Annotated in this window: 17 protein-coding genes and 1 riboswitch; of the genes, 5 read left to right on the top strand and 12 right to left on the bottom strand. The window is 64.8% G+C overall.

The window, feature by feature from the left end:
* The first annotated feature begins 1 nt into the window (after position 1).
* From ACFWO3_RS08375 to ACFWO3_RS08355, 5 genes are all read left to right on the top strand, one after another.
* Positions 2-1,261 carry a saccharopine dehydrogenase family protein gene (locus ACFWO3_RS08375; RefSeq protein ID WP_378576002.1) on the top strand — a complete coding sequence of 420 codons (1,260 nt, stop codon included), beginning with the start codon at positions 2-4 and terminating at the stop codon, positions 1,259-1,261.
* Positions 1,262-1,525: 264 nt separating this feature from the next.
* Positions 1,526-2,500: a sulfite exporter TauE/SafE family protein gene (locus ACFWO3_RS08370; RefSeq protein ID WP_378576000.1), complete on the top strand. Its 975-nt coding sequence runs from the start codon at positions 1,526-1,528 to the stop codon at positions 2,498-2,500.
* A gap of 107 nt (positions 2,501-2,607) precedes the next feature.
* Positions 2,608-4,791: a malate synthase G gene (locus ACFWO3_RS08365; RefSeq protein ID WP_378575998.1), complete on the top strand. Its 2,184-nt coding sequence runs from the start codon at positions 2,608-2,610 to the stop codon at positions 4,789-4,791.
* Positions 4,792-4,924: 133 nt separating this feature from the next.
* Positions 4,925-6,688, top strand: coding sequence for a substrate-binding and VWA domain-containing protein (locus ACFWO3_RS08360; protein ID WP_378575996.1), 1,764 nt, complete (start codon positions 4,925-4,927; stop codon positions 6,686-6,688).
* Positions 6,685-7,839, top strand: coding sequence for a metallophosphoesterase (locus ACFWO3_RS08355; protein WP_378575994.1), 1,155 nt, complete (start codon positions 6,685-6,687; stop codon positions 7,837-7,839). Before ACFWO3_RS08360 ends, ACFWO3_RS08355 begins: the two co-directional genes overlap by 4 nt.
* A 23-nt stretch (positions 7,840-7,862) precedes the next feature.
* On the opposite strand, the gene gcvP is transcribed toward ACFWO3_RS08355, so the two are convergent.
* From gcvP to ACFWO3_RS08295, 12 genes are all read right to left on the bottom strand, one after another.
* Positions 7,863-10,715, bottom strand: a complete 2,853-nt coding sequence (gcvP, locus tag ACFWO3_RS08350) for an aminomethyl-transferring glycine dehydrogenase (protein ID WP_378575992.1) — start codon at positions 10,713-10,715, stop codon at positions 7,863-7,865.
* Positions 10,716-10,896: 181 nt separating this feature from the next.
* Positions 10,897-11,016, bottom strand: a riboswitch (glycine riboswitch).
* A gap of 24 nt (positions 11,017-11,040) precedes the next feature.
* Positions 11,041-11,610 (bottom strand): MerR family transcriptional regulator, encoded by a 570-nt coding sequence (locus tag ACFWO3_RS08345; protein WP_378576641.1) that lies wholly within the window; start codon positions 11,608-11,610, stop codon positions 11,041-11,043.
* A gap of 347 nt (positions 11,611-11,957) precedes the next feature.
* Complete coding sequence (locus ACFWO3_RS08340) at positions 11,958-12,431, bottom strand: bifunctional nuclease family protein (RefSeq protein WP_378575990.1); 474 nt, start codon at positions 12,429-12,431, stop codon at positions 11,958-11,960.
* A 93-nt stretch (positions 12,432-12,524) separates the two neighbouring features.
* A complete protein-coding gene (locus ACFWO3_RS08335) occupies positions 12,525-13,265 on the bottom strand; it encodes a MerR family transcriptional regulator (RefSeq protein WP_378575988.1) in 741 nt (246 codons plus the stop codon).
* A complete protein-coding gene (gene garA / locus ACFWO3_RS08330; protein ID WP_378575986.1) occupies positions 13,262-13,762 on the bottom strand; it encodes a glycogen accumulation regulator GarA in 501 nt (166 codons plus the stop codon). The genes ACFWO3_RS08335 and garA overlap by 4 nt, the downstream gene beginning before the upstream one ends.
* Before the next feature lie 305 nt (positions 13,763-14,067).
* Positions 14,068-14,472, bottom strand: a complete 405-nt coding sequence (gene gcvH / locus ACFWO3_RS08325) for a glycine cleavage system protein GcvH (RefSeq protein ID WP_378575984.1) — start codon at positions 14,470-14,472, stop codon at positions 14,068-14,070.
* A gap of 43 nt (positions 14,473-14,515) precedes the next feature.
* Entirely contained in the window at positions 14,516-15,265 is a 750-nt protein-coding gene (locus tag ACFWO3_RS08320; RefSeq protein ID WP_378575982.1) for a DUF881 domain-containing protein, read from the bottom strand.
* A 5-nt stretch (positions 15,266-15,270) separates the two neighbouring features.
* The gene (locus ACFWO3_RS08315) at positions 15,271-15,621 is read right to left on the bottom strand and encodes a small basic family protein (RefSeq protein WP_378576639.1); all 351 of its coding nucleotides are present in this window, start codon (positions 15,619-15,621) and stop codon (positions 15,271-15,273) included.
* A gap of 37 nt (positions 15,622-15,658) precedes the next feature.
* Entirely contained in the window at positions 15,659-16,513 is an 855-nt protein-coding gene (locus ACFWO3_RS08310; RefSeq protein WP_378575980.1) for a DUF881 domain-containing protein, read from the bottom strand.
* Positions 16,510-17,133: a CDP-alcohol phosphatidyltransferase family protein gene (locus ACFWO3_RS08305; protein WP_378575978.1), complete on the bottom strand. Its 624-nt coding sequence runs from the start codon at positions 17,131-17,133 to the stop codon at positions 16,510-16,512. The genes ACFWO3_RS08310 and ACFWO3_RS08305 overlap by 4 nt, the downstream gene beginning before the upstream one ends.
* A gap of 22 nt (positions 17,134-17,155) precedes the next feature.
* The gene (locus ACFWO3_RS08300) at positions 17,156-18,262 is read right to left on the bottom strand and encodes an SMP-30/gluconolactonase/LRE family protein (RefSeq protein ID WP_378575976.1); all 1,107 of its coding nucleotides are present in this window, start codon (positions 18,260-18,262) and stop codon (positions 17,156-17,158) included.
* A 25-nt stretch (positions 18,263-18,287) separates the two neighbouring features.
* The gene (locus tag ACFWO3_RS08295; protein WP_378575974.1) at positions 18,288-18,905 is read right to left on the bottom strand and encodes an NUDIX hydrolase; all 618 of its coding nucleotides are present in this window, start codon (positions 18,903-18,905) and stop codon (positions 18,288-18,290) included.
* Positions 18,906-18,924: the final 19 nt, after the last annotated feature.

The following is an 18,924-nucleotide window of genomic DNA, read 5'->3' as shown; positions in this document are numbered from 1 at the left end:
CATGAGCGCAACCGAATCGAACGGAACCGCACGCGAACTCGACATCGTCGTTTACGGCGCAACAGGATTCGTCGGTAAGCTGCTGGCCGAGTATCTGGCCGAGAACGCTCCCACCAACGCACGTATCGCGTTGGGCGGCCGATCCCGCGAGAAGCTCGAAGCGGTACGCACGGGACTTGGAGCGGGTGCGGCTTCGTGGCCGATCGTCGTCGCCGACGCCGACGACGCAGCAGCACTCGACGCGCTCGCCGCTCGTACCCGGGTGGTCGCGACAACCGTCGGCCCTTACGCAAAGTACGGCCGTGAGCTCGTGCGCGCCTGCGCGGAAGCCGGGACCGATTACGTCGACCTCAGCGGTGAGGTGCTGTTCGCCCGCGACACGATCGACCGACATCACGACACCGCGAAGTCCACGGGTGCCCGCATCGTGCACTCGTGCGGGTTCGACTCGATTCCCTCCGACCTCGGGGTCCACGTCCTTCACGAGGCGGTCGCGGCCGATGACGCCGGCGAACTGACGGACACCACCCTCGTGGTGACGTCGCTGAGCGGCGGTGTCAGTGGCGGCACCATCGATTCGTTGCGCAACCAGGTCGACCAGTCCAAGAAGGCGCCCGAACTCCGGAAGATCGCCGCCACGCCGTACTCGCTCAGCCCCGACCGGTCTCACGAGCCGGACCTCGGCCGACAGTCCGACATGAGCATCGTGAAGGGCGAAGACATAGCCCCCGGCGTGTACGGCTGGAAGATTCCTTTCGTGATGGGACCGGCGAACACACGCGTCGTTCGGAGAACGAATGCCCTGCGGGATTGGGCCTACGGCCGCAAGTTCAAGTACCGCGAGGTCATGAGTGTCGGCTCGTCCGTCTTCTCCCCCGCGATAGCGGTCGTGGCCACGGCCGGTATCGGCCTCGGTGTCGCCGGATTCGCCTTCCCTTCGACACGTGCCCTTCTGGACCGGCTACTGCCCAAGCCCGGCGAAGGACCGGACGAGGCCACTCGCGACAAGGGGCATTTCACGATCGACGTGTTCACCACCACGACCACGGGCGCCCGCTACGCCGCACGGGTCAAGGCGAAGGGCGACCCGGGCTACAAGGCAACGGCCGTCATGCTCGGGGAATCCGCGCTGGGTCTCGCGTTCGACAGGGATGCGCTGCCGGACGTCGCCGGCGTCCTCACGCCGGCGACGGGTATCGGCGATGTATTGGTGAACCGCCTCCGCGCGGCAGGGGTCGAATTGTCGACCCGAAAGCTCTGAGAGACACACCGATTTCCGTCCCGGATGTGACTGCAGTCCGTCGGACGTCTAGCCTCGTAGTGCGCGCGTGAACTCTCGTGCGCAATCGTCGTCTACCGCACTGGAGTCACTGTGAACCGCACGAGCCAGGAAGGCCCCGCAGCCTCCCTCGCTCTTCGGCCCTTCTGGCCGTCACGTCGCGGACACTGCTTCGACCAGGGATGTTGCTGAACCGGCTCAGCGCCGGTTTCACATGCCCTTTATCGCTCTTCGGTCGGAGTTTCCTTGCTCAAGCTCTTGGTGTTCACGCTCGTCGGTGTCGGCGCTCAACTCGTCGACGGCGCTCTCGGTATGGCGTTCGGTGTCACTGCGACCACGCTGCTGGTCTTCAGCGGTGTCGGTCCTGCACATGCGAGTGCCGCAGTTCACTTCGCCGAAGTCGGCACCACGTTGGCGTCGGGTGTGTCGCACTGGCGATTCCGCAACATCGACTGGAAGCTCGTCCTCAAGCTCGGCGTTCCGGGGGCGGTCGGCGCTTTCGCAGGCGCGACCATCCTTTCGAGTCTGTCCACCGAGTCCGCGGTTCCGGTCACCTCCACCATCCTGCTGGCCATCGGCATCTACGTTCTGCTCCGTTTCTCCATCAGGCCGCCGGAGGTCACTTCGGCACGAACTTCCCCGCACACGGCGAAGTTCCTTTCACCGCTCGGACTGTTCGGCGGCTTCATCGACGCGAGCGGCGGTGGCGGATGGGGCCCGATCACCACGAGCACCCTGCTGTCCCGCGGCAAGACCGCTCCGCGAACCGTCATCGGATCGGTCAGCGCATCCGAGTTCCTCGTCTCGGCGGCCGCCAGCGTCGGCTTCCTACTCGGACTCGGTAGCGACTTCTTCGACAACCTGCTGATCATCGCCGGACTCGCGCTCGGTGGAGTGATCGCAGCTCCCATCGCGGCTTGGCTCGTCAGCCGCATTTCCGCAACACTCCTCGGCACCGCGGTCGGGGGCATCATCGTCATCACCAATGCGCAGAAGCTGCTGTCGAACGCAGATATCGGCGGCGCCCCCGCTGCCGCTGTCTACGTCGTTCTGACCGCCGCATGGTTTGCATTGCTGTCCGTCGCGTGGCGGCGGTCTCGTCTCACGGCCGCAGAGGCAGCCGGCGAGTTCACCGATGCACCGCCGATCGAGGCTGCGCCCGCCGACGTGGATCCGAGTGCACCCCTCGCCGGGACCGAAGGCGATCGATCGTCGCGGTGATTTCGGACACCCAGGTCACCGACACTCACGCGTTAACTCCCAGGTAACATCGACTGCGATGCACGGCATCGATCAGGTGCTCCGATAGCGGAAAAGTGAGGCTATTCATGACTGAGCGTGTTCAGGTCGGCGGTCTTCAGGTCGCCAAGGTTCTCTACGATTTCGTCGGGAACGAAGCCCTTCCCGGCACGGGCGTCGACGCCGACGCCTTCTGGGCGGGCGCCGACAAGCTCTTCACCGATCTTGCGCCCAAGAACCGCGACCTGCTCGCCAAGCGCGACGACTTCCAGACCCAGATCGATACCTGGCACCGTGACCGTGCCGGTAAGCCGATCGACATGGCGGAGTACAAGGCGTTCCTCGAGCAGATCGGCTACCTCGTCGCCGAACCCGCGGAATTCTCGGTCTCCACGGCCAACGTCGACACCGAGATCACCACGACTGCCGGTCCACAGCTGGTAGTCCCGGTTCTCAATGCGCGATTTGCACTCAACGCCTCCAACGCGCGCTGGGGCTCGCTCTACGACGCCCTGTACGGCACCGACGCCATCTCCGAAGAAGGCGGCGCCGAGAAGGGCTCGGGCTACAACAAGGTCCGTGGCGACAAGGTCATCGCCTGGGCGCGCAACTTCCTCGACACGGCGGCACCGCTCGAGTCGGGCTCGCACGCCGACTCGCAGAAGTACTCCGTCGAGAACGGTGTCCTGAAGGTCACTCTCGCCGACGGCTCCGTTTCCGGACTGGCACAGCCCGAGAAGTTCGTCGGCTACCTCGGCGAACCGGAGGCGCCCACGAGCGTGCTGCTCCTCAACAACGGCCTGCATGCCGAGATCGAGATCGACGCTTCCTCGCCGATCGGCAGCACGGATGCGGCCGGCGTCAAGGATGTCGTGCTCGAGTCCGCGATCACCACGATCATGGACTTCGAGGACTCGGTTGCAGCCGTCGATGCCGACGACAAGGTTGTCGGCTATCGGAACTGGCTCGGGCTGAACCGCGGCGATCTGTCCGAGAACATCGCCAAGGGCGGAAAGACCTTCACCCGGTCGCTGAACGCCAACCGTAAGTACACCAAGCCCGAGGGTGGCGAACTCGACCTGCACGGCCGTTCGCTGCTGTTCGTGCGCAATGTCGGCCACCTCATGACCAACCCGGCAGTCCTCGATGCCGAGGGCAACGAGCTTCCCGAGGGCATTCTCGACGCCCTCGTCACGAGCCTCGGCGCGATGCACGGCCTGAAGATCTCCGAGGAGAACGGGCCGCTCGACAACAGCCGCACCGGGTCCATCTACATCGTGAAGCCCAAGCAGCACGGCCCCGAAGAGGTCGCGTTCACCACCGAGCTGTTCGGTCGTGTCGAGGAAATCCTCGGTCTGCCCACGAACACCCTCAAGGTCGGCATCATGGACGAGGAGCGTCGAACCACGGTCAACCTCGCTGCCTGCATCAAGGAGGCGAGCGAGCGTGTCGTCTTCATCAACACCGGCTTCCTCGACCGGACCGGCGACGAAATCCACACCTCGATGGAGGCGGGCGCCGTCGTCCGCAAGGCCGCGATGAAGCAGCAGAAGTGGATCGCTGCCTACGAGGACTGGAACGTCGACACGGGCCTGGCCACCGGACTGAAGGGCAAGGCGCAGATCGGCAAGGGAATGTGGGCGATGACCGAGCTCATGGCCGACATGCTCGAGCAGAAGATCGGCCACCCGAAGGCCGGCGCGAACACCGCATGGGTTCCGTCGCCCACCGGCGCCACCCTGCACGCCACCCACTACCACCAGGTGGATGTCGCGCAGGTGCAGGCCGAGCTCGAGGGCAAGAAGCGTGCACAGCTCGAGGACATCCTCACCATCCCCCTCGCACCGGACACCAACTGGTCCGATGCGGAGAAGAAGGAGGAGCTGGACAACAACTGCCAGTCGATCCTCGGCTACGTCGTCCGTTGGATCGACGCCGGCGTGGGTTGCTCGAAGGTTCCGGACATCCACGATGTCGCGCTGATGGAGGACCGCGCCACCCTGCGTATCTCCAGCCAGCTTCTCGCCAACTGGATCCGGCACGACATCGTGTCGGAGGCAGACGTGGTCGCAGCCCTCGAGCGGATGGCACCGGTCGTCGATCGCCAGAACGCGGACGATGCCGATTACCGTCCGATGGCTCCGGATTTCGATTCCAACATCGCCTTCCAGGCCGCGAAGGAACTGATCCTCGAGGGAACGAAGCAGCCGAGCGGCTACACCGAGCCGATCCTGCACCGTCGCCGTCGTGAGTACAAGGCCGCGAACGCCTGACACACTCGCGCAGCTGCACCCTTCTCGACCCCGTCGCCGCAGGTGGCGGGGTCGAGATGTCGGTACGGGTGCGAACCTTCATTAGACTCGGCCGGGCTGGTAACGAACAGCCGACACAGAGGAAGAGAACCAGGTGGGTCAACATCGCGGCGACGGTGGCATCAGAGGCATAAGCAAGGGGCCCGTCATCGTCGTGGGTCTCGTCGTCCTACTCGTACTCGCGGTGATCGGTTGGTTCCAGCTTCGCGAACGTATCGACTCGCAGGGCGAACAGGCTGCGGGTGCCTGCGTCGAAGGTGACGCTGTTCTGCACGTGACCGCAAACCCCGACATCGCTCCGACCGTGGACGAACTCGCTGCGGCGTACACCGACACCGAACCGGTCGTCCGTGACCACTGCGTGCGAGTCGAAGTCACCTCGAAAGCCACCGGGGCCGTCGGCGCTGCTCTGAGCGGCGACCCGGCAGCGACGTGGGACGAGAACGGCCTGGGTCCTCGCCCCGACCTGTGGATTCCCGACTCGTCGGCGGCACTCGAACAGCTGGACCGACCTGACGTCGTGTCCGGCGAGCCGCGATCCGTCGCTTCGACGCCGGTGGTTCTTGCAGTACCTCGTGATGTGTCGGCGGCTCTGTCCACAGTCCCGACCGGATGGCAGGACCTGCCTGCTCTCCAGAGCACACCCACGTCACTTCAGGACCGTGGTCTGCCCGGATGGGGCAACCTACGACTGGCACTACCCCTCGGTTCGGATTCTTCTTCCACGGGAATGGCAGTGCACGCCGTCGCCGCTGCGGTGGCCGGCCGCGAGTCCCTCACTGCCGAGCAGCTGTCGGCAGGACCGGTTCGCGCCGCCGTGACCCAACTGTCGCGAGACGCACCCCCGAGACCCTCCTCCGATTCGACCACATCGAACGTGGTGGCCGAGATGATCGCGGGGGCAGACGAGGCCGACGCGAAGATCCACGCTGTCCCCAGCACGGAACAGCAGGTCTTCGCCACACTTCGTGAGCATCCACGCGCGAGAATCACCACCTTCGCTCCCCACGGTCCGACACCCGTGGCCGATCACCCCGCGGCGATCATGAGCAGCACCGACGAAACACGGGCACGGGCAGCATCCGAGCTGGTCGAGTTCCTGCGATCACCGCAGCAGGGGCAGAGGTTCTCCGATGCCGGTTTTCAGGTTGCTGGGGCGAACGCGCCCACCGACTCCCCGATCGATTTCACCGAGGTCGGAACTCCACTCGCACCCTCCGACGCAGCTACGGCGGGGGCACTGAATCAGATCGTCGAATCCCCCGTACCCGATCGGGCCACCACCGTGCTACTCGACGAATCCCGTTCGATGGGCACGACGGAAGGCTCGGGCACCCGTCTTGTCAACACGGCCTCGGCGATCGGCAGACACATCGAGTCGAGTCCGAACACCTCCAACTTCGGTCTGTGGGTGTACAGCCAGAACCTCGACGGCGCAGCTCCCTACCGAACGGCTGTCCCCACCGGGCCGCTCTCGGACAGCGACCGGAGACAGGACTTCACGGACGAACTCGCCGATGTGGAGCCGGGGACCGGTTCGTGGACATATGCCTCACTCGCCGCGGCATACGAAGACGCGGTGACCAACTTCGTACCGGGCCGAACGAACTCGGTTCTTCTCATCAACGACGGCGCAGACGACCAACCGAATTCCACGCGCGCGCAGCTGCTGGCGGCCATCGCCGAGACGAGCGACTCCAACGCTCCCGTGCAGATCGACGTGATCTCGATCGGTGACAACCCGGCCGAGAGCACGCTGCAGGCAGCATCGGATCGAACCGGCGGCACATTGATCACCGTCGACTCCACCGACGGCCCCGCCCTCGACGAAGCGATCGAAAGGCTCACCACGCAGTGATCAGAATCGTGATCTTCGGACTGGTTCTCGGCCTCGTCACCTGGTTGCTGCATCGCCGACTCGTTCGCGCGACCGACCTTCCACGCCGGTGGGCCCGAATCGCCGACGCCGTGCTGGTCGTCCTGTGGGCGCTGACCCTGGTAGGCGTCGGGTCGGGCGAGGTGTTCGACACCGGATGGGCTCGCCCCGTCGGCTTCGTCGGCTGGGTGTGGCTGGCATCGCTGCTCTATCTGTTGTGCGGACTGCTGATCATCGCGATCGTCTCGGGAGTTCTGCGGGTTGCGCGGAACCGTCGAGGCAGCACCGACACCGACGGAATCGACACATCCCGTAGGAGCGCGCTCCGCGTGGGCACGGGTGTCGTCGTACTGGGCGCGCTGGCCACTGCCGGTTACGGCGTGAGCGAAGCCGCGAACCCACGTCTCGTCCGAGTACGCGTTCCCATTGCTCGGTTACCTCAGGATTTCGACGGCACGCGGATCGCGCTCGTGTCGGACCTTCACGTGGGTCCCGCCCGCGGCATCGAGTTCACGAGACGGGTGGTCGATCTCGTAAACTCGGAGAATGTCGACCTCGTCGCTTTGGTGGGCGATCTCGTGGACGGAACCGTGGCGAAGGTTTCACCCGACCTCGCACCGCTGGCCGACCTCCGGACACCGCTCGGTGTGTACGGAGTCAGCGGCAATCACGAGTTCTATGCCGACGACGGGGGGCGGTGGCTCGACGTCTGGGACAGTCTGGGCATCCACACCCTCCGCAACGAGCGAGTCGAACTCCGGCGAGGTGAGGGCGTGCTCGACCTCGCCGGCGTACACGACCTCACCTCCCCGGCGCCGTACGAACCCGATCTCGCGGCCGCACTCGACGGCCACGACCCCGACCGTGCGGTCGTACTGCTCGCCCATCAGCCGAAACAGGTCCTGGAAGCGTCCGAACTGGGCGTGGACCTCCAGTTGTCCGGTCACACCCATGGCGGGCAGATGTGGCCGCTGGGCTATCTGGTCCCGGCGCAGCAACCGTCGGTCACCGGTCTCGACCGGTTCGGTCCGACCACTCTCTACACGAGCCGTGGCGCTGGTGCCTGGGGTCCCCCGGTACGAGTGGGGACGCCACCCGAGATCACGATTCTCGAACTGGTTCGCGAATCCTGACCCCGAGCGGTCATCGGAGCTGATCAGGCGTCTTGAAACGCCTCGATCGGCGGGCACGAGCACACGAGGTTGCGGTCGCCGTGCGCACCGTCGATGCGGCGAACGGCGGGCCAGACCTTCGGACGCGCTTTGCCGCGCGGGTAGACCGCGATCTCTCGGGTGTACGGATGGTTCCACTCCTCGACGAGGCATTCCGCAGTGTGCGGAGCACCGCGCAGCGGGTTGTCGTCGTCCGGCCACTCACCACTGCCGACGCGATCGATTTCCTTGCGGATCGAGATCATCGCATCACAGAACTCGTCGATCTCGGCCAGATCTTCGCTCTCCGTCGGCTCGACCATCAGGGTTCCCGCCACCGGGAAGCTCATGGTCGGTGCGTGGAATCCGTAGTCCGCGAGACGCTTCGCCACGTCGTCGACGGTGACGCCGGTTTCCTTGGTCAGGCCACGCAGGTCGAGAATGCACTCGTGGGCAACCATTCCACCTTCGCCGGTGTAGAGGACCGGGAAGTACTCGTCGAGCCGACGGGCGATGTAATTGGCGGACGCGATAGCGGTGAGGCTCGCTCGCCGCAGACCAACAGCACCCATCATGCGGATGTATGCCCAGGTGATCGGCAGAATCGACGCACTGCCGTACGGCGCCGCCGACACCGGTCCGCTGCCACCGAGTTCGGGCGCCATCGGGTGGCCCGGCAGGAAGGGTGCCAGGTGCGATCGCACGCCGATCGGGCCGACGCCCGGTCCACCACCGCCGTGCGGGATGCAGAAGGTCTTGTGCAGGTTGAGGTGACTGACGTCGCCGCCGAACCGTCCTGGCCGGGCCAACCCGACGAGGGCGTTGAGGTTGGCGCCGTCCACGTAGACCTGGCCACCCGCGTCGTGTACCGACGCGCAGATATCCGAGATCTCGTGCTCGTACACACCGTGCGTCGACGGGTAGGTGATCATGATGGCGGCCAGCCGCTCGGCATGATCCGCGATCTTCGTTTTCAGATCGTCGACGTCCACATCACCGTTGGGCCTGCAGGACACGACCTCGACGCGCATCCCCACCATCACGGCCGACGCGGCGTTCGTGCCGTGCGCACTGGACGGAATCAGGCAGATGTCCCGCTCGACGTCGCCGCGCGAGAGGTGGTAGTTGCGAATGGCGAGCAGGCCCGCGTATTCGCCCTGGCTACCGGCGTTCGGCTGCAGGCTCACCGCGTCGTAGCCGGTGACCGATACGAGCCACCGTTCGAGGTCATCGATTACGGCGAGCATCCCGGGCGCGTCGGAGGTGGGCGCAAAGGGATGGAGTCTCGAGATCGAAGGCCAGGTGACGGCCTCCATCTCCGCGGTCGCATTGAGCTTCATGGTGCACGAACCCAACGGAATCATGCTCCGGTCGAGCGCGATGTCCTTGTCCGAGAGTGCGCGGAGGTAACGCAGCATCGCGGTTTCGGTGCGGTACCGGGTGAACGCCTCGTGCTGCAGGAACTCGGAGGTCCGACGCTGCTCCGACGGCAGCGCCGGCTCGCCGGCACCCACGAGTTCGATGTCGAGACCGAACGCCGAGAGAACGGCTGTCAGGTGCTCGTCCGTCGTGGCTTCGTCACAGGCGATGGACACGTGGTCCGCGTCGACGCGCCGAAGGTTGATCCCCGACCGGGCGGCTTGCGCGACGACCTCGTCGGCCGAGCCCTCGACCTTCACGAGGACGGTGTCGAAGAACTTCTCATGTACGACTCGTACACCTCCCGCGGACAGCGTCTCCGCAAGGCTGTGCGCCTGCCTCCCGACCCGTTCGGCGATCGCCTTCAGTCCTTCGGCGCCGTGATAGCTCGCGTACATGGCGGCCAGGATGGCCAGCAGCACCTGTGCGGTACAGATGTTCGACGTTGCCTTCTCGCGGCGAATGTGCTGTTCACGCGTCTGGAGAGCCAGCCGGTACGCGGTTGTGCCGTCTGCGTCGACCGAGACACCCACGAGACGACCCGGCAACTGACGCGCATGTTTGGTGTGCACCGCGAGATAGCCCGCGTGCGGACCACCGAAGCCCATCGGAACTCCGAAACGCTGGGTGGTGCCGAAGCAGGCGTCTGCGCCCAGTTCCCCGGGAGGAGTCAGCAGGGTGAGAGCGAGCAGATCGGCTCCCACGGCAACGAGAGCGCCCCGTTCGTGGGCTGCATCGATCACCGAGGAGAGATCGACGACGCGCCCCGAAGCACCGGGCGTCTGCGCGAGAACCCCGTAGAAGTCACCGTCGGGCATGCCTGCTGCGAGATCCGCCACGACCACCTCGATACCCAGAGGTTCGGCGCGAGTCTCGATCACAGCGAGGGTCTGTGGGAACAGGTCCGCGTCCACCACGAAACGTGGGGATTTGCTCTTGTTCGCACGCCTGAGCAGGGTCATCGCCTCTGCTGCCGCCGTGCCTTCGTCGAGCATCGAAGAATTGGCCACCTCCATGCCGGTGAGGTCGCCCACCATCGTCTGGAAGTTGAGGAGTGCCTCGAGGCGGCCCTGGCTGATCTCGGGCTGATAGGGGGTGTACGCGGTGTACCAAGCCGGGTTCTCGACGATGTTCCGGAGAAGCACAGGTGGTGTGAGGGTGTCGTAGTAACCGAGGCCGATCATCGACGTCGCGACCGTGTTACGACCTGCGAGCGACGCCAGCTCGGCCAAAGCTTCGTGCTCCCCCACCGGCGCCGGCAGCGTTCCGAGGCCATCGGCCACGCCGGATGCGGCGCCGTCCAGGATCGAGGCGGGCACTGCCTTGGAGGCAAGGGCGTCGAGCGAATCGACACCGATCAAGTCCAGGATGTGCGAGAGTTCGTGAGTGCTCGGCCCGATATGACGATCGGCGAAAGTAAGGCTTGCGGCGTCGACCACATTGACTCCAGACGATTCGGAGGATCAGGACACGCACCGCCTCACGGTGCGTACCTCCCCCTCTGTCGCCTGCTCGCAGTCACGAGCGCCTGAGAGATTCGGTTCCGATCCGACCGGCAACGGCGGGATCGGCCCTTTCCCCGTGGGCGGGTGGGTACTCCCACCGCTTTCCAGAGGCGTCGGAGCCCGCACGGTCCTGGTTGCCTGAGAGATTGACGGGGAGGTGTTGCTCCTTCGGCGCCCGAACTCGTCACCACAGTCAAGCTGCGGCGCGAACTCGGAACTCTCCCGCACGGCGTCGACGCAGGATCAGTCTAAGCCACCCTCAACCGATCTTGCGGTTCGCACGGTTCTTGCGGCGTGAGGCGAGTTCGTCCTCCGGGCTCTCTTCGGCTTCGCCGTCCACGGCACGCTCGGCCGGGAAGTCCGCGATGGTGCCGGTGAGCTCACGCATCGCACCGCTTACTGCGATACCGAACACGCCCTGGCCGCCCTGAAGTAGGTCGACCACTTCCTCCGGTGAGGTGCACTCGTACACCGTAGTGCCGTCCGAGAACAGCGTGATCTTCGCGAGATCACCGACGCCACGCTTGCGTAGGTGGTCGACCGCGACACGAATGTTCTGCAGCGAGATGCCCGTATCGAGAAGTCGCTTGACGATCTTCAGGACCAGGATGTCCTTGAAGGAGTACAGGCGCTGACTACCCGATCCGGCCGCTCCACGAATCGACGGCACGACCAGCGACGTACGTGCCCAATAGTCGAGTTGCCGGTAGGTGATACCCGCGATCTGGCAAGCACTCGGCACGCGGTAGCCGACCAACTCGTCCGGCACCGAGTCGTCCGGGAAGAGACCTGGCTGGATGTCCTCGGACCCGAAGTCGGAATCAGCGATTCGCTCGTCGTCCGACTGCCCGGCGCCGACGCCAAGCACGAGGTTCGCCTCGTTCTCCTGCGACCGATCTCCCACTGAGTACTCCCTCTCGCATGTTGCACCGAACCCGACGATCAGTGCGCCTGTGACGCGCGCCGCCAGAGTGACATCGAGCAAATCCGCAACTGTGGTAAATCTCCCGCACCGCGGTGTGGACCAGTTCAGCTTACTCTCGATGCCCCCTACAGGGCATTCGTTCACTGCAGAGAACGCTACGACCCGCCCGAAACCGGGTCAATGCGACGCGCCGCAAACCTCAACCTTTACTTGAGACTTTCGAGGTTCGCCTGTCAGCAGCAGAGAGCAATCTATCCGTCGGTGGCCTTGAAATCGTCCGGCGACACGGACTCGAGGAACTCTTTGAATTTCTCCACCTCGTCCTCGCGCTCGTCCGGCATCACGAGGCCAGCCTCGGACAGCACCGATTCGTCGGCAAATATCGGAACACCGCTGCGCAGCGCGATCGCGATGGAGTCGGACGGTCGCGCGGACACTCGCAGGTCTCCGTCGAAGACGAGATCTGCGTAGAAGGTCCCCTCCTGCAGATCGACGATCCGAACCTCTTCGAGGGTGCGCCCGAATGCCTCGATCAGGTTCTTGATCAAGTCGTGGGTGAGCGGCCTTGCCGGCTCGACACCTTGCTGTTCGAGGGCGATCGCCGTGGCCTCGGTCTGTCCGATCCAGATCGGGAGGTATCGATCGCCTTCCGTTTCGCGCAGGAGCAGGACGGGCGCATTCTGAGGCTGCTCGACACGAACTCCGATCACGTGCATTTCGCTCATCGCGTCGCCTCCAACCTGCGGACTGGGTACGGAAACCACGAGCATGAATCCGTACCTGGATTCTATTCGATCCGGCCGAACCGTTCGACCGCGTCAGCGATCGAGTGCACCACGCACAGCCGACTTCACAAGACACGTATGCAAAGTGAGCGACAGTGCGGCGAGCTCGCGCACCATCTCCTCCGCCCTGTCACGCGCACCTGCGTCACGCCCCTTGGCGATCGGGCCCGCGATCTGGGCGACAAGTCCCGCCTCACGGTCGGCAGCGAGCTTGAAAGCTCGCAAGTGGCGCACTTCGAGCCCGAACTCGGACATCGACTTTGCCGTGCGAGCCAGGGCGACGGCCTCTTCGTCGAAGAAACCCGCCGGTCCGGGAACCACGAGACCTGCGCGGACGAGCTCGCCGAGGAATTTCTCGTCGATGCCCGCACGCGCGATCATGTCTTCACGGCCGACGCGAACCTCGCGGTCCGAGCGGAAATCCTCGGGTGAGACGGCGCCGGGCGCGACGACCAAGGTGCGGGGGCGACGCGGCGCGTCGTCCCCGCCCACCGTGGCGACACCACTGTCGATCGCCTCGAGTTGTTCCTTGATGACCTTCAGCGGCAGATACTGATCCCGCTGCGCCGTCAACACGTAACGCAGACGTTCGCAGTCCGCGAGCGAGAACCGCCGGTATCCCGACGGTGTCCGCTCGGGACTGATGAGCCCCTCGGCTTCGAGGAAGCGAATCTTGGAGATCGTCACATCAGGGAAGTCGGTACGAAGTCGGTCCAGAACGGTACCGATCGACATACCGGCTTGCGCCTGCTGCTGCTGCCGCACCGCCGTCATTGGCTACCTGCACCAGCCGACGATTCACCGATCTGGCTGCCACCGGACGCCGCGCGCGGGCCCGTCAGGAACACCAGTCGGAACTTGCCGATCTGCACCTCGTCGCCGTTCGCCAACACGGCAGAGTCGACCGGTTCGCGGTTGACGTACGTGCCGTTGAGGCTGCCCACGTCCACGACCTGGAACTCGTCCTCGTCCTGCCGGAATTCCGCATGACGACGACTCACCGTCACGTCGTCGAGGAAGATGTCGCTGTCCGGGTGCCGACCCGCCGACGTCGTCGGCTGATCCAACAGGAACCGAGACCCGGCATTCGGTCCCCTCTTCACGACGAGCAGTGCGGAACCAGCGGGAAGGCCCTCCACGCCGGATACGGGTGCTTCCGAAGCCTGTGAACTCGTCGCATTGTCGAGCTCGTTCAAGAAATCTGCACGGAAGACCGATGTCGTTTCCGCCGGCGTTTCCCCATAAGCCGCGTCGTTGCCGTTCTCGCTCACCGTTTATCCTCCTCAGTCCGATCGTCCAGTCGCGCTCGCTGGACCACGCAGTGCTCACATGCTAATTCGCTTACTACCGCTTACGTACTACACCGAACTATCTCGGTATCCTTCGTCGCCGTACGGCCCACTTGGACCCTCGACGTCCTACCTTCTTCCGCACTCGATCTCCCGCGGCGGCCTGGCGCTCGGCATCGGCACATGCGTTCACCTCGACCGTACCCTGCAGCGGCCCGCACGTGTAGCGAGACAGGCGAGTACGGGCCGGAGGGCTTCGGCTGTGACCGCACCGAGACCCGATCCGACTACCCTGCGGTGAGCTCGTTGTATCCGGCCGCGTCGAGAGTCTCGGCGAGTGCCGCATCGAGAGCGCTCTCGTCGGCTACTTCGAGGTCGACGAGCCACCCCTGCGCGTACGGAGCCGAATTGACGAGCTCCGGACTTCCGTCCAGATCCGTGTTCGCAGCAACGACTTTCGCGGTGAGCGGGGCGAACACGTCGGAAACACTCTTCGTCGACTCGACCTCACCGAACGACTCGCCGGAGGTCACCTCGTCGTCCACTGCCGGGAGCTGAACGAAAACGACGTCGCCCAACTGCGCCTGGGCGAAATCGGTGATGCCGACGCGAACCGTCGTCGGTCCGGTTCGCTTCACCCACTCGTGCTCTGCCGTGTACCGCAGATCGGTGGGGGTTTCGGGCTCACTCACGGTGGCTTCCTTTCGATTGCAATCCGATGTCGGGCTGCGAAGATCATTTTCCGGGCTGAGCGTATTGGCGAGGTTTCGCCTCTCGCAAGGCGGAGATCGTGACCTGCTCGGCTTGTTCGATCGTCAACCGTCCGCCGCTACGCGAAACATTGTCCACCACTCCGCCCGGAATGTTCAGCGCGGCTGCCAGAGTAGGTGGATCGCCAATCGCCGACACGTCGTACGGCGCCCGAATCGACTGGCCGTCGAGTCGTAGATCACCTGCCGGTCCGGACACCCAGGAGTCGACTCCGATGCGAATGGGCGCGCCGCCCGCACCTGCGACCTGTATCGCCTCCGCTCCGGCGGCACGAAGTTCCTGCACGAGGTCGAGGAGCACCTCGGAACTCACTCCCCTGTTGGGATCGGTCACGGTCATGGTCACGCCCGGCCCGGTCGCCGGTACCGAACCCACCTGAACCGACAGGCTTTGCAGCCGTGCCCGCGCCTCGGCGAGAGCGGCCTCGGAACTCCCGCTCTGTTGCAGCGTGGACAAACTCTGTTCCAGATCACCGATCTCCTGACGGAGTGCGGCCTCACGCTGGTTGAGAGTGTCGAGGACGACGAGCAGATCGGCGGGACTCGCCGACTCGAGACTGTCGCCGGAATCGGTGTTGCGGACCTGCGTGACGATCGCGATCCCCAGACCCGCGAGCAGTATCGCGGCAACCACCCCGAACACGAGGTGCGTCCGAACCGAAACGGTTCGCTTCTCGCGCAGTTCGTGCTTGTTGGTGTGTTCGTCGTCGTTCATCGCGCTCACGCCCCGAACAGCCGTCGGCGCAGAGCCGCTGCGTTCCCGAATATGCGTATGCCGAGCACGACCACGATGGCAGTGGACAATTGGGTGCCGACGCCCAACTGGTCTCCGAGCCACACGATCAGCGCGGCGACGAGAACGTTGAACACGAAGGACACCACGAACACCTTCGGGTCGAAGATCTCGTCCAGATACGCCCGAAGTCCACCGAACACGGCGTCGAGGGCCGCCACCACCGCGATCGGGAGGTACGGCTGAACCAGGTCCGGCACCTGCGGGCTGAACACCACCCCGAGGACGATTCCGACGATCAACGCCAGCACACCGTAGATCGCCGATCCGCGCTTCAGCACTGGGCTACTCCTCTCGAGGTCGAAGTCACTGCGGTCACGATCCGCCTTCCCGGGCCACCCGTATCTCCCGAATGGTGGCCGCCGGTAACGAGAGGTCGTCCGATTCGGCGACCGAGAAGTCGATGCCGTACAACTGCTGCACGCTGGTCAGTCTCAGGTAGGCGTCGCTCACCACGAATTTCGTCTGCATGTCGCTCTGGGGTCCGATGGCGGACACCGCGTAGGGCGAGAACACCGGCTGGTTGTCGACGAGCATGGCTCCGCCTGCCTGTCGCACGGTCACCCCGGGGCCGACGCGTACGTCGTTGATGGCAATGGCTTCGGCGCCACTGGCCCACATCGCGTTCACGACGGATTGCAGGTCACGGTCGAGCACGACCGCCCTGCCACCCACGCTCCGCTGCGACGAATCGGAAAGGTCGGGCGGGGCAACCGGATCCGTCAAGGTCACCACGAGCCCGGGCCCGTGGACAGCTTCGGCACCGGCAGTCACCTCGACTCCGTGCAACTGTTCCAGCAGACCAGAACCGTCTCCCGCCAAAGCTTCGCTGCGCGCCGCGTCGACATCGCCTGCGAGCGCGTCACGCTCCCCTGTGAGTGCGTCGATGTCGGCTTCGACGTCCTCGACCTTCGAGAGCAGGTCGGAGCGGACATGGTTCGTGCCCGGGACCTGTTCGACTGCCTGGAGGTATGCCGTGCACAACACGAAGCCGGTGAGAAGGGCGCCCACGATCAGCCACAGCGACGCCGAGGTCGGAGTGGATTTCCGCTTCCCGTGTTCGCGGGCCCGGGCAGAAGCCGCGTATCCGGGATCGAGGTGCTCGGTCATCAGCGAGCGGAGCAGCGACGGTTCCGGATTCCGAACGACGCCCTCGTCGCTGCGTTTCATTTCGCGATACCCGATCGACGCCGGTTGGCTCGGTTCGGGGAAGGCGGAACATCACGCATGACCGCGAAGGCTTTGCCGAGGTAGATCACGCCCGTCCAGACGTACAGGACCGTGCCCCAGACCAGGAAGGCGAACCCGAGTGGACGCGCAACGTTCGCGAATCCCCAATCCCCCTGCGCTGCAAGGATCAGCGGCAACGCGAACATCAGCAGGAACGTCGCCGCCTTACCGAGGTAGATCACCTCGGGGGGAGGCAGGCCGCGTCGGCGGTAGACGACCAGGCTGAGCGCGAGGATGGCATCTCTGCCGATCAGTATCGCCGCAACCCACCACGGGATGAATCCTCTGATCACGAACGTGACGAGTGTCGTCACCACGTACAGACGATCGACGAAAGGGTCCAGAAGGGCCCCGAGCCTTGTCATCTGACCGAGAACTCTGGCGAGCTTGCCGTCGAGCCAATCGGTGAACCCGCTGGCCATGAGCACCGCGAGCGCCCAACCGTCGGCTTTCTCGACGACGAGCAGGTATATGAACAGCGGAACGCCCAGCAACCGGACCACACTCAGGACGTTGGGGACCGTGAGGATACGGTTCGACCGCACCGTCTCGTCGTCCAACTGCTTCACCCCGTCGTGTCGGCTACCCCGTTGCCCGACCACTCTTCCACATGGGATCGCCGACATCCCGGCACCCTCCGGGCAGTCGCTCGTATCGCCTCGGCGCCGGCACTCGTGCCACGGCCCCGGCGGTCAAACTGCCAAGATAGAGCCATTCGCCGTGCTCTCGAACGCCGGTGACCGGTGCGTAACTTCCCCGCCCACCTCTCAGACTGTGAACGACGGTACCCGTCGAGTCGATGGCTACGACCCAGCCGGCCTGTTCGGGTGACGGCTGGATCTTCTCCGGAATGTTTGCTGCCAGGACCCGCAGATTCGGATATGGCGCGATCATGTCGAGCAGTTTCATTCGAGGACTGTAGAGAGCGACCCAAAACAGCCCTGATGCGGTCTCGGACGTGATGTTGTCGGGAAGTCCCGGCAGATTCTCCGCGATCACCGAACGCATACCCGCATCCGGTCCGGAGAGTTCGACCCGTGAAACGCTGTACGCCCCGGTCTCAGCCACCAACAGGTGCGTTTCGTCGGCAGCAAGTCCGACACCGTTGGCGAACTGCAGCCCGTCTGCAAGCACGTCGGTCTCGCCGGTCGCCACGTCGAACCGCAACAGCCGCCCTGTCCCGCTGTGCTCGAGAATGTCCAATCGATGATCGGCCACGCTGAACCGCGAAGACGAATCAGTGAAGTAGACGATCCCGTCTCGCCCGACGGCGGAGTTGTTGCAGGCGGTAAGCGGACTCCCCGCCGCGGTGTCCGCCAACAAATCGACTCGACCCGATACATCCACTCGAAGGAGTCCTCGCTGCGTGTCGCACACGAGGAATCTTCCGTCGTCCAGCGTTTCGATGCCGAGCGGGCGTCCGCGGGTATCGGCCAACTGTGTGGGAGTGCCGTTGCGGTCGAAACGCCAAATCTTTCCATCGTCGCCCCCGGTGACGACTCGCCCTTCGTGGTCGACTGCCACATCCTCGGGCCCCTTCCCCACAGGCAACCGCCATTGCTCGGCACCGTCCAGATAGTCGTTCGGCGCGAGAACGCCTCCAGGAGAAGGCGGTTCGGGTGCGCGCCACGCAACCGGCTCCACGCCGGTTCTGTCGATCAGTCTTGCGAGGGATTCGAGAACAGTCACGGAAGGTAAGGCTAAACGGCGTGCCTCATCGCCACGCGAATACGGGCTGATCGAAACCGTCCACCCGGGTATGTCGACCATGCAGCGCCACTTCGCAGAACTGATGAATGACGGCGCCGGTCGGTGCGTGGATCAAGTGGCCCCGGAACGGCCACTGAATCACGGGTTTGGTCGACTCCGGGATATCGACGAAGCGAGGTGGGACATCCAGTTCTGCCGCGGACACCGCGAACACCGTCTCGACCTCGTCGGGACTACCCACTATCGAATCGATGCTGCACTCGGACCAGACGACGAACGGGGTGATGACGAATCCGGAGCGGGTCACGTAGTCGTCGAGTCGTCCGAGTACGTCGCGCGCTTCGGCGGTGATGCCCAATTCCTCTTCCAGTTCGCGAACCGCCGCCTCGATACCGGACTCCCCCGGGTCGACGCTGCCACCCGGCAACGCGAACTGACCCGGGTGGTTTCGCATCGTGGCGGGACGCATCGTGAGCGGTATCGCACGGCCGCCGACGCCGTCGCCCAGGACTGCGATAACAACCGATGCGGCGCGCCGCCCTTCGTCAACTACCGAGATCGGATCGAAGTCACCGAGTGCCGACTCGAGGGCGTCCCGGTCGAGAGGGCTGCTGGCGGTCATTTCGCGAGGATACGTCCCG

The organism is Rhodococcus sp. NPDC058521 (assembly GCF_042719695.1).
Taxonomy (GTDB): Bacteria; Actinomycetota; Actinomycetes; order Mycobacteriales; family Mycobacteriaceae; genus Rhodococcus_F.
The sequence above is the reverse complement of the archived record's forward strand: the minus strand, read 5'-3'. Positions and strand labels throughout refer to the sequence as shown.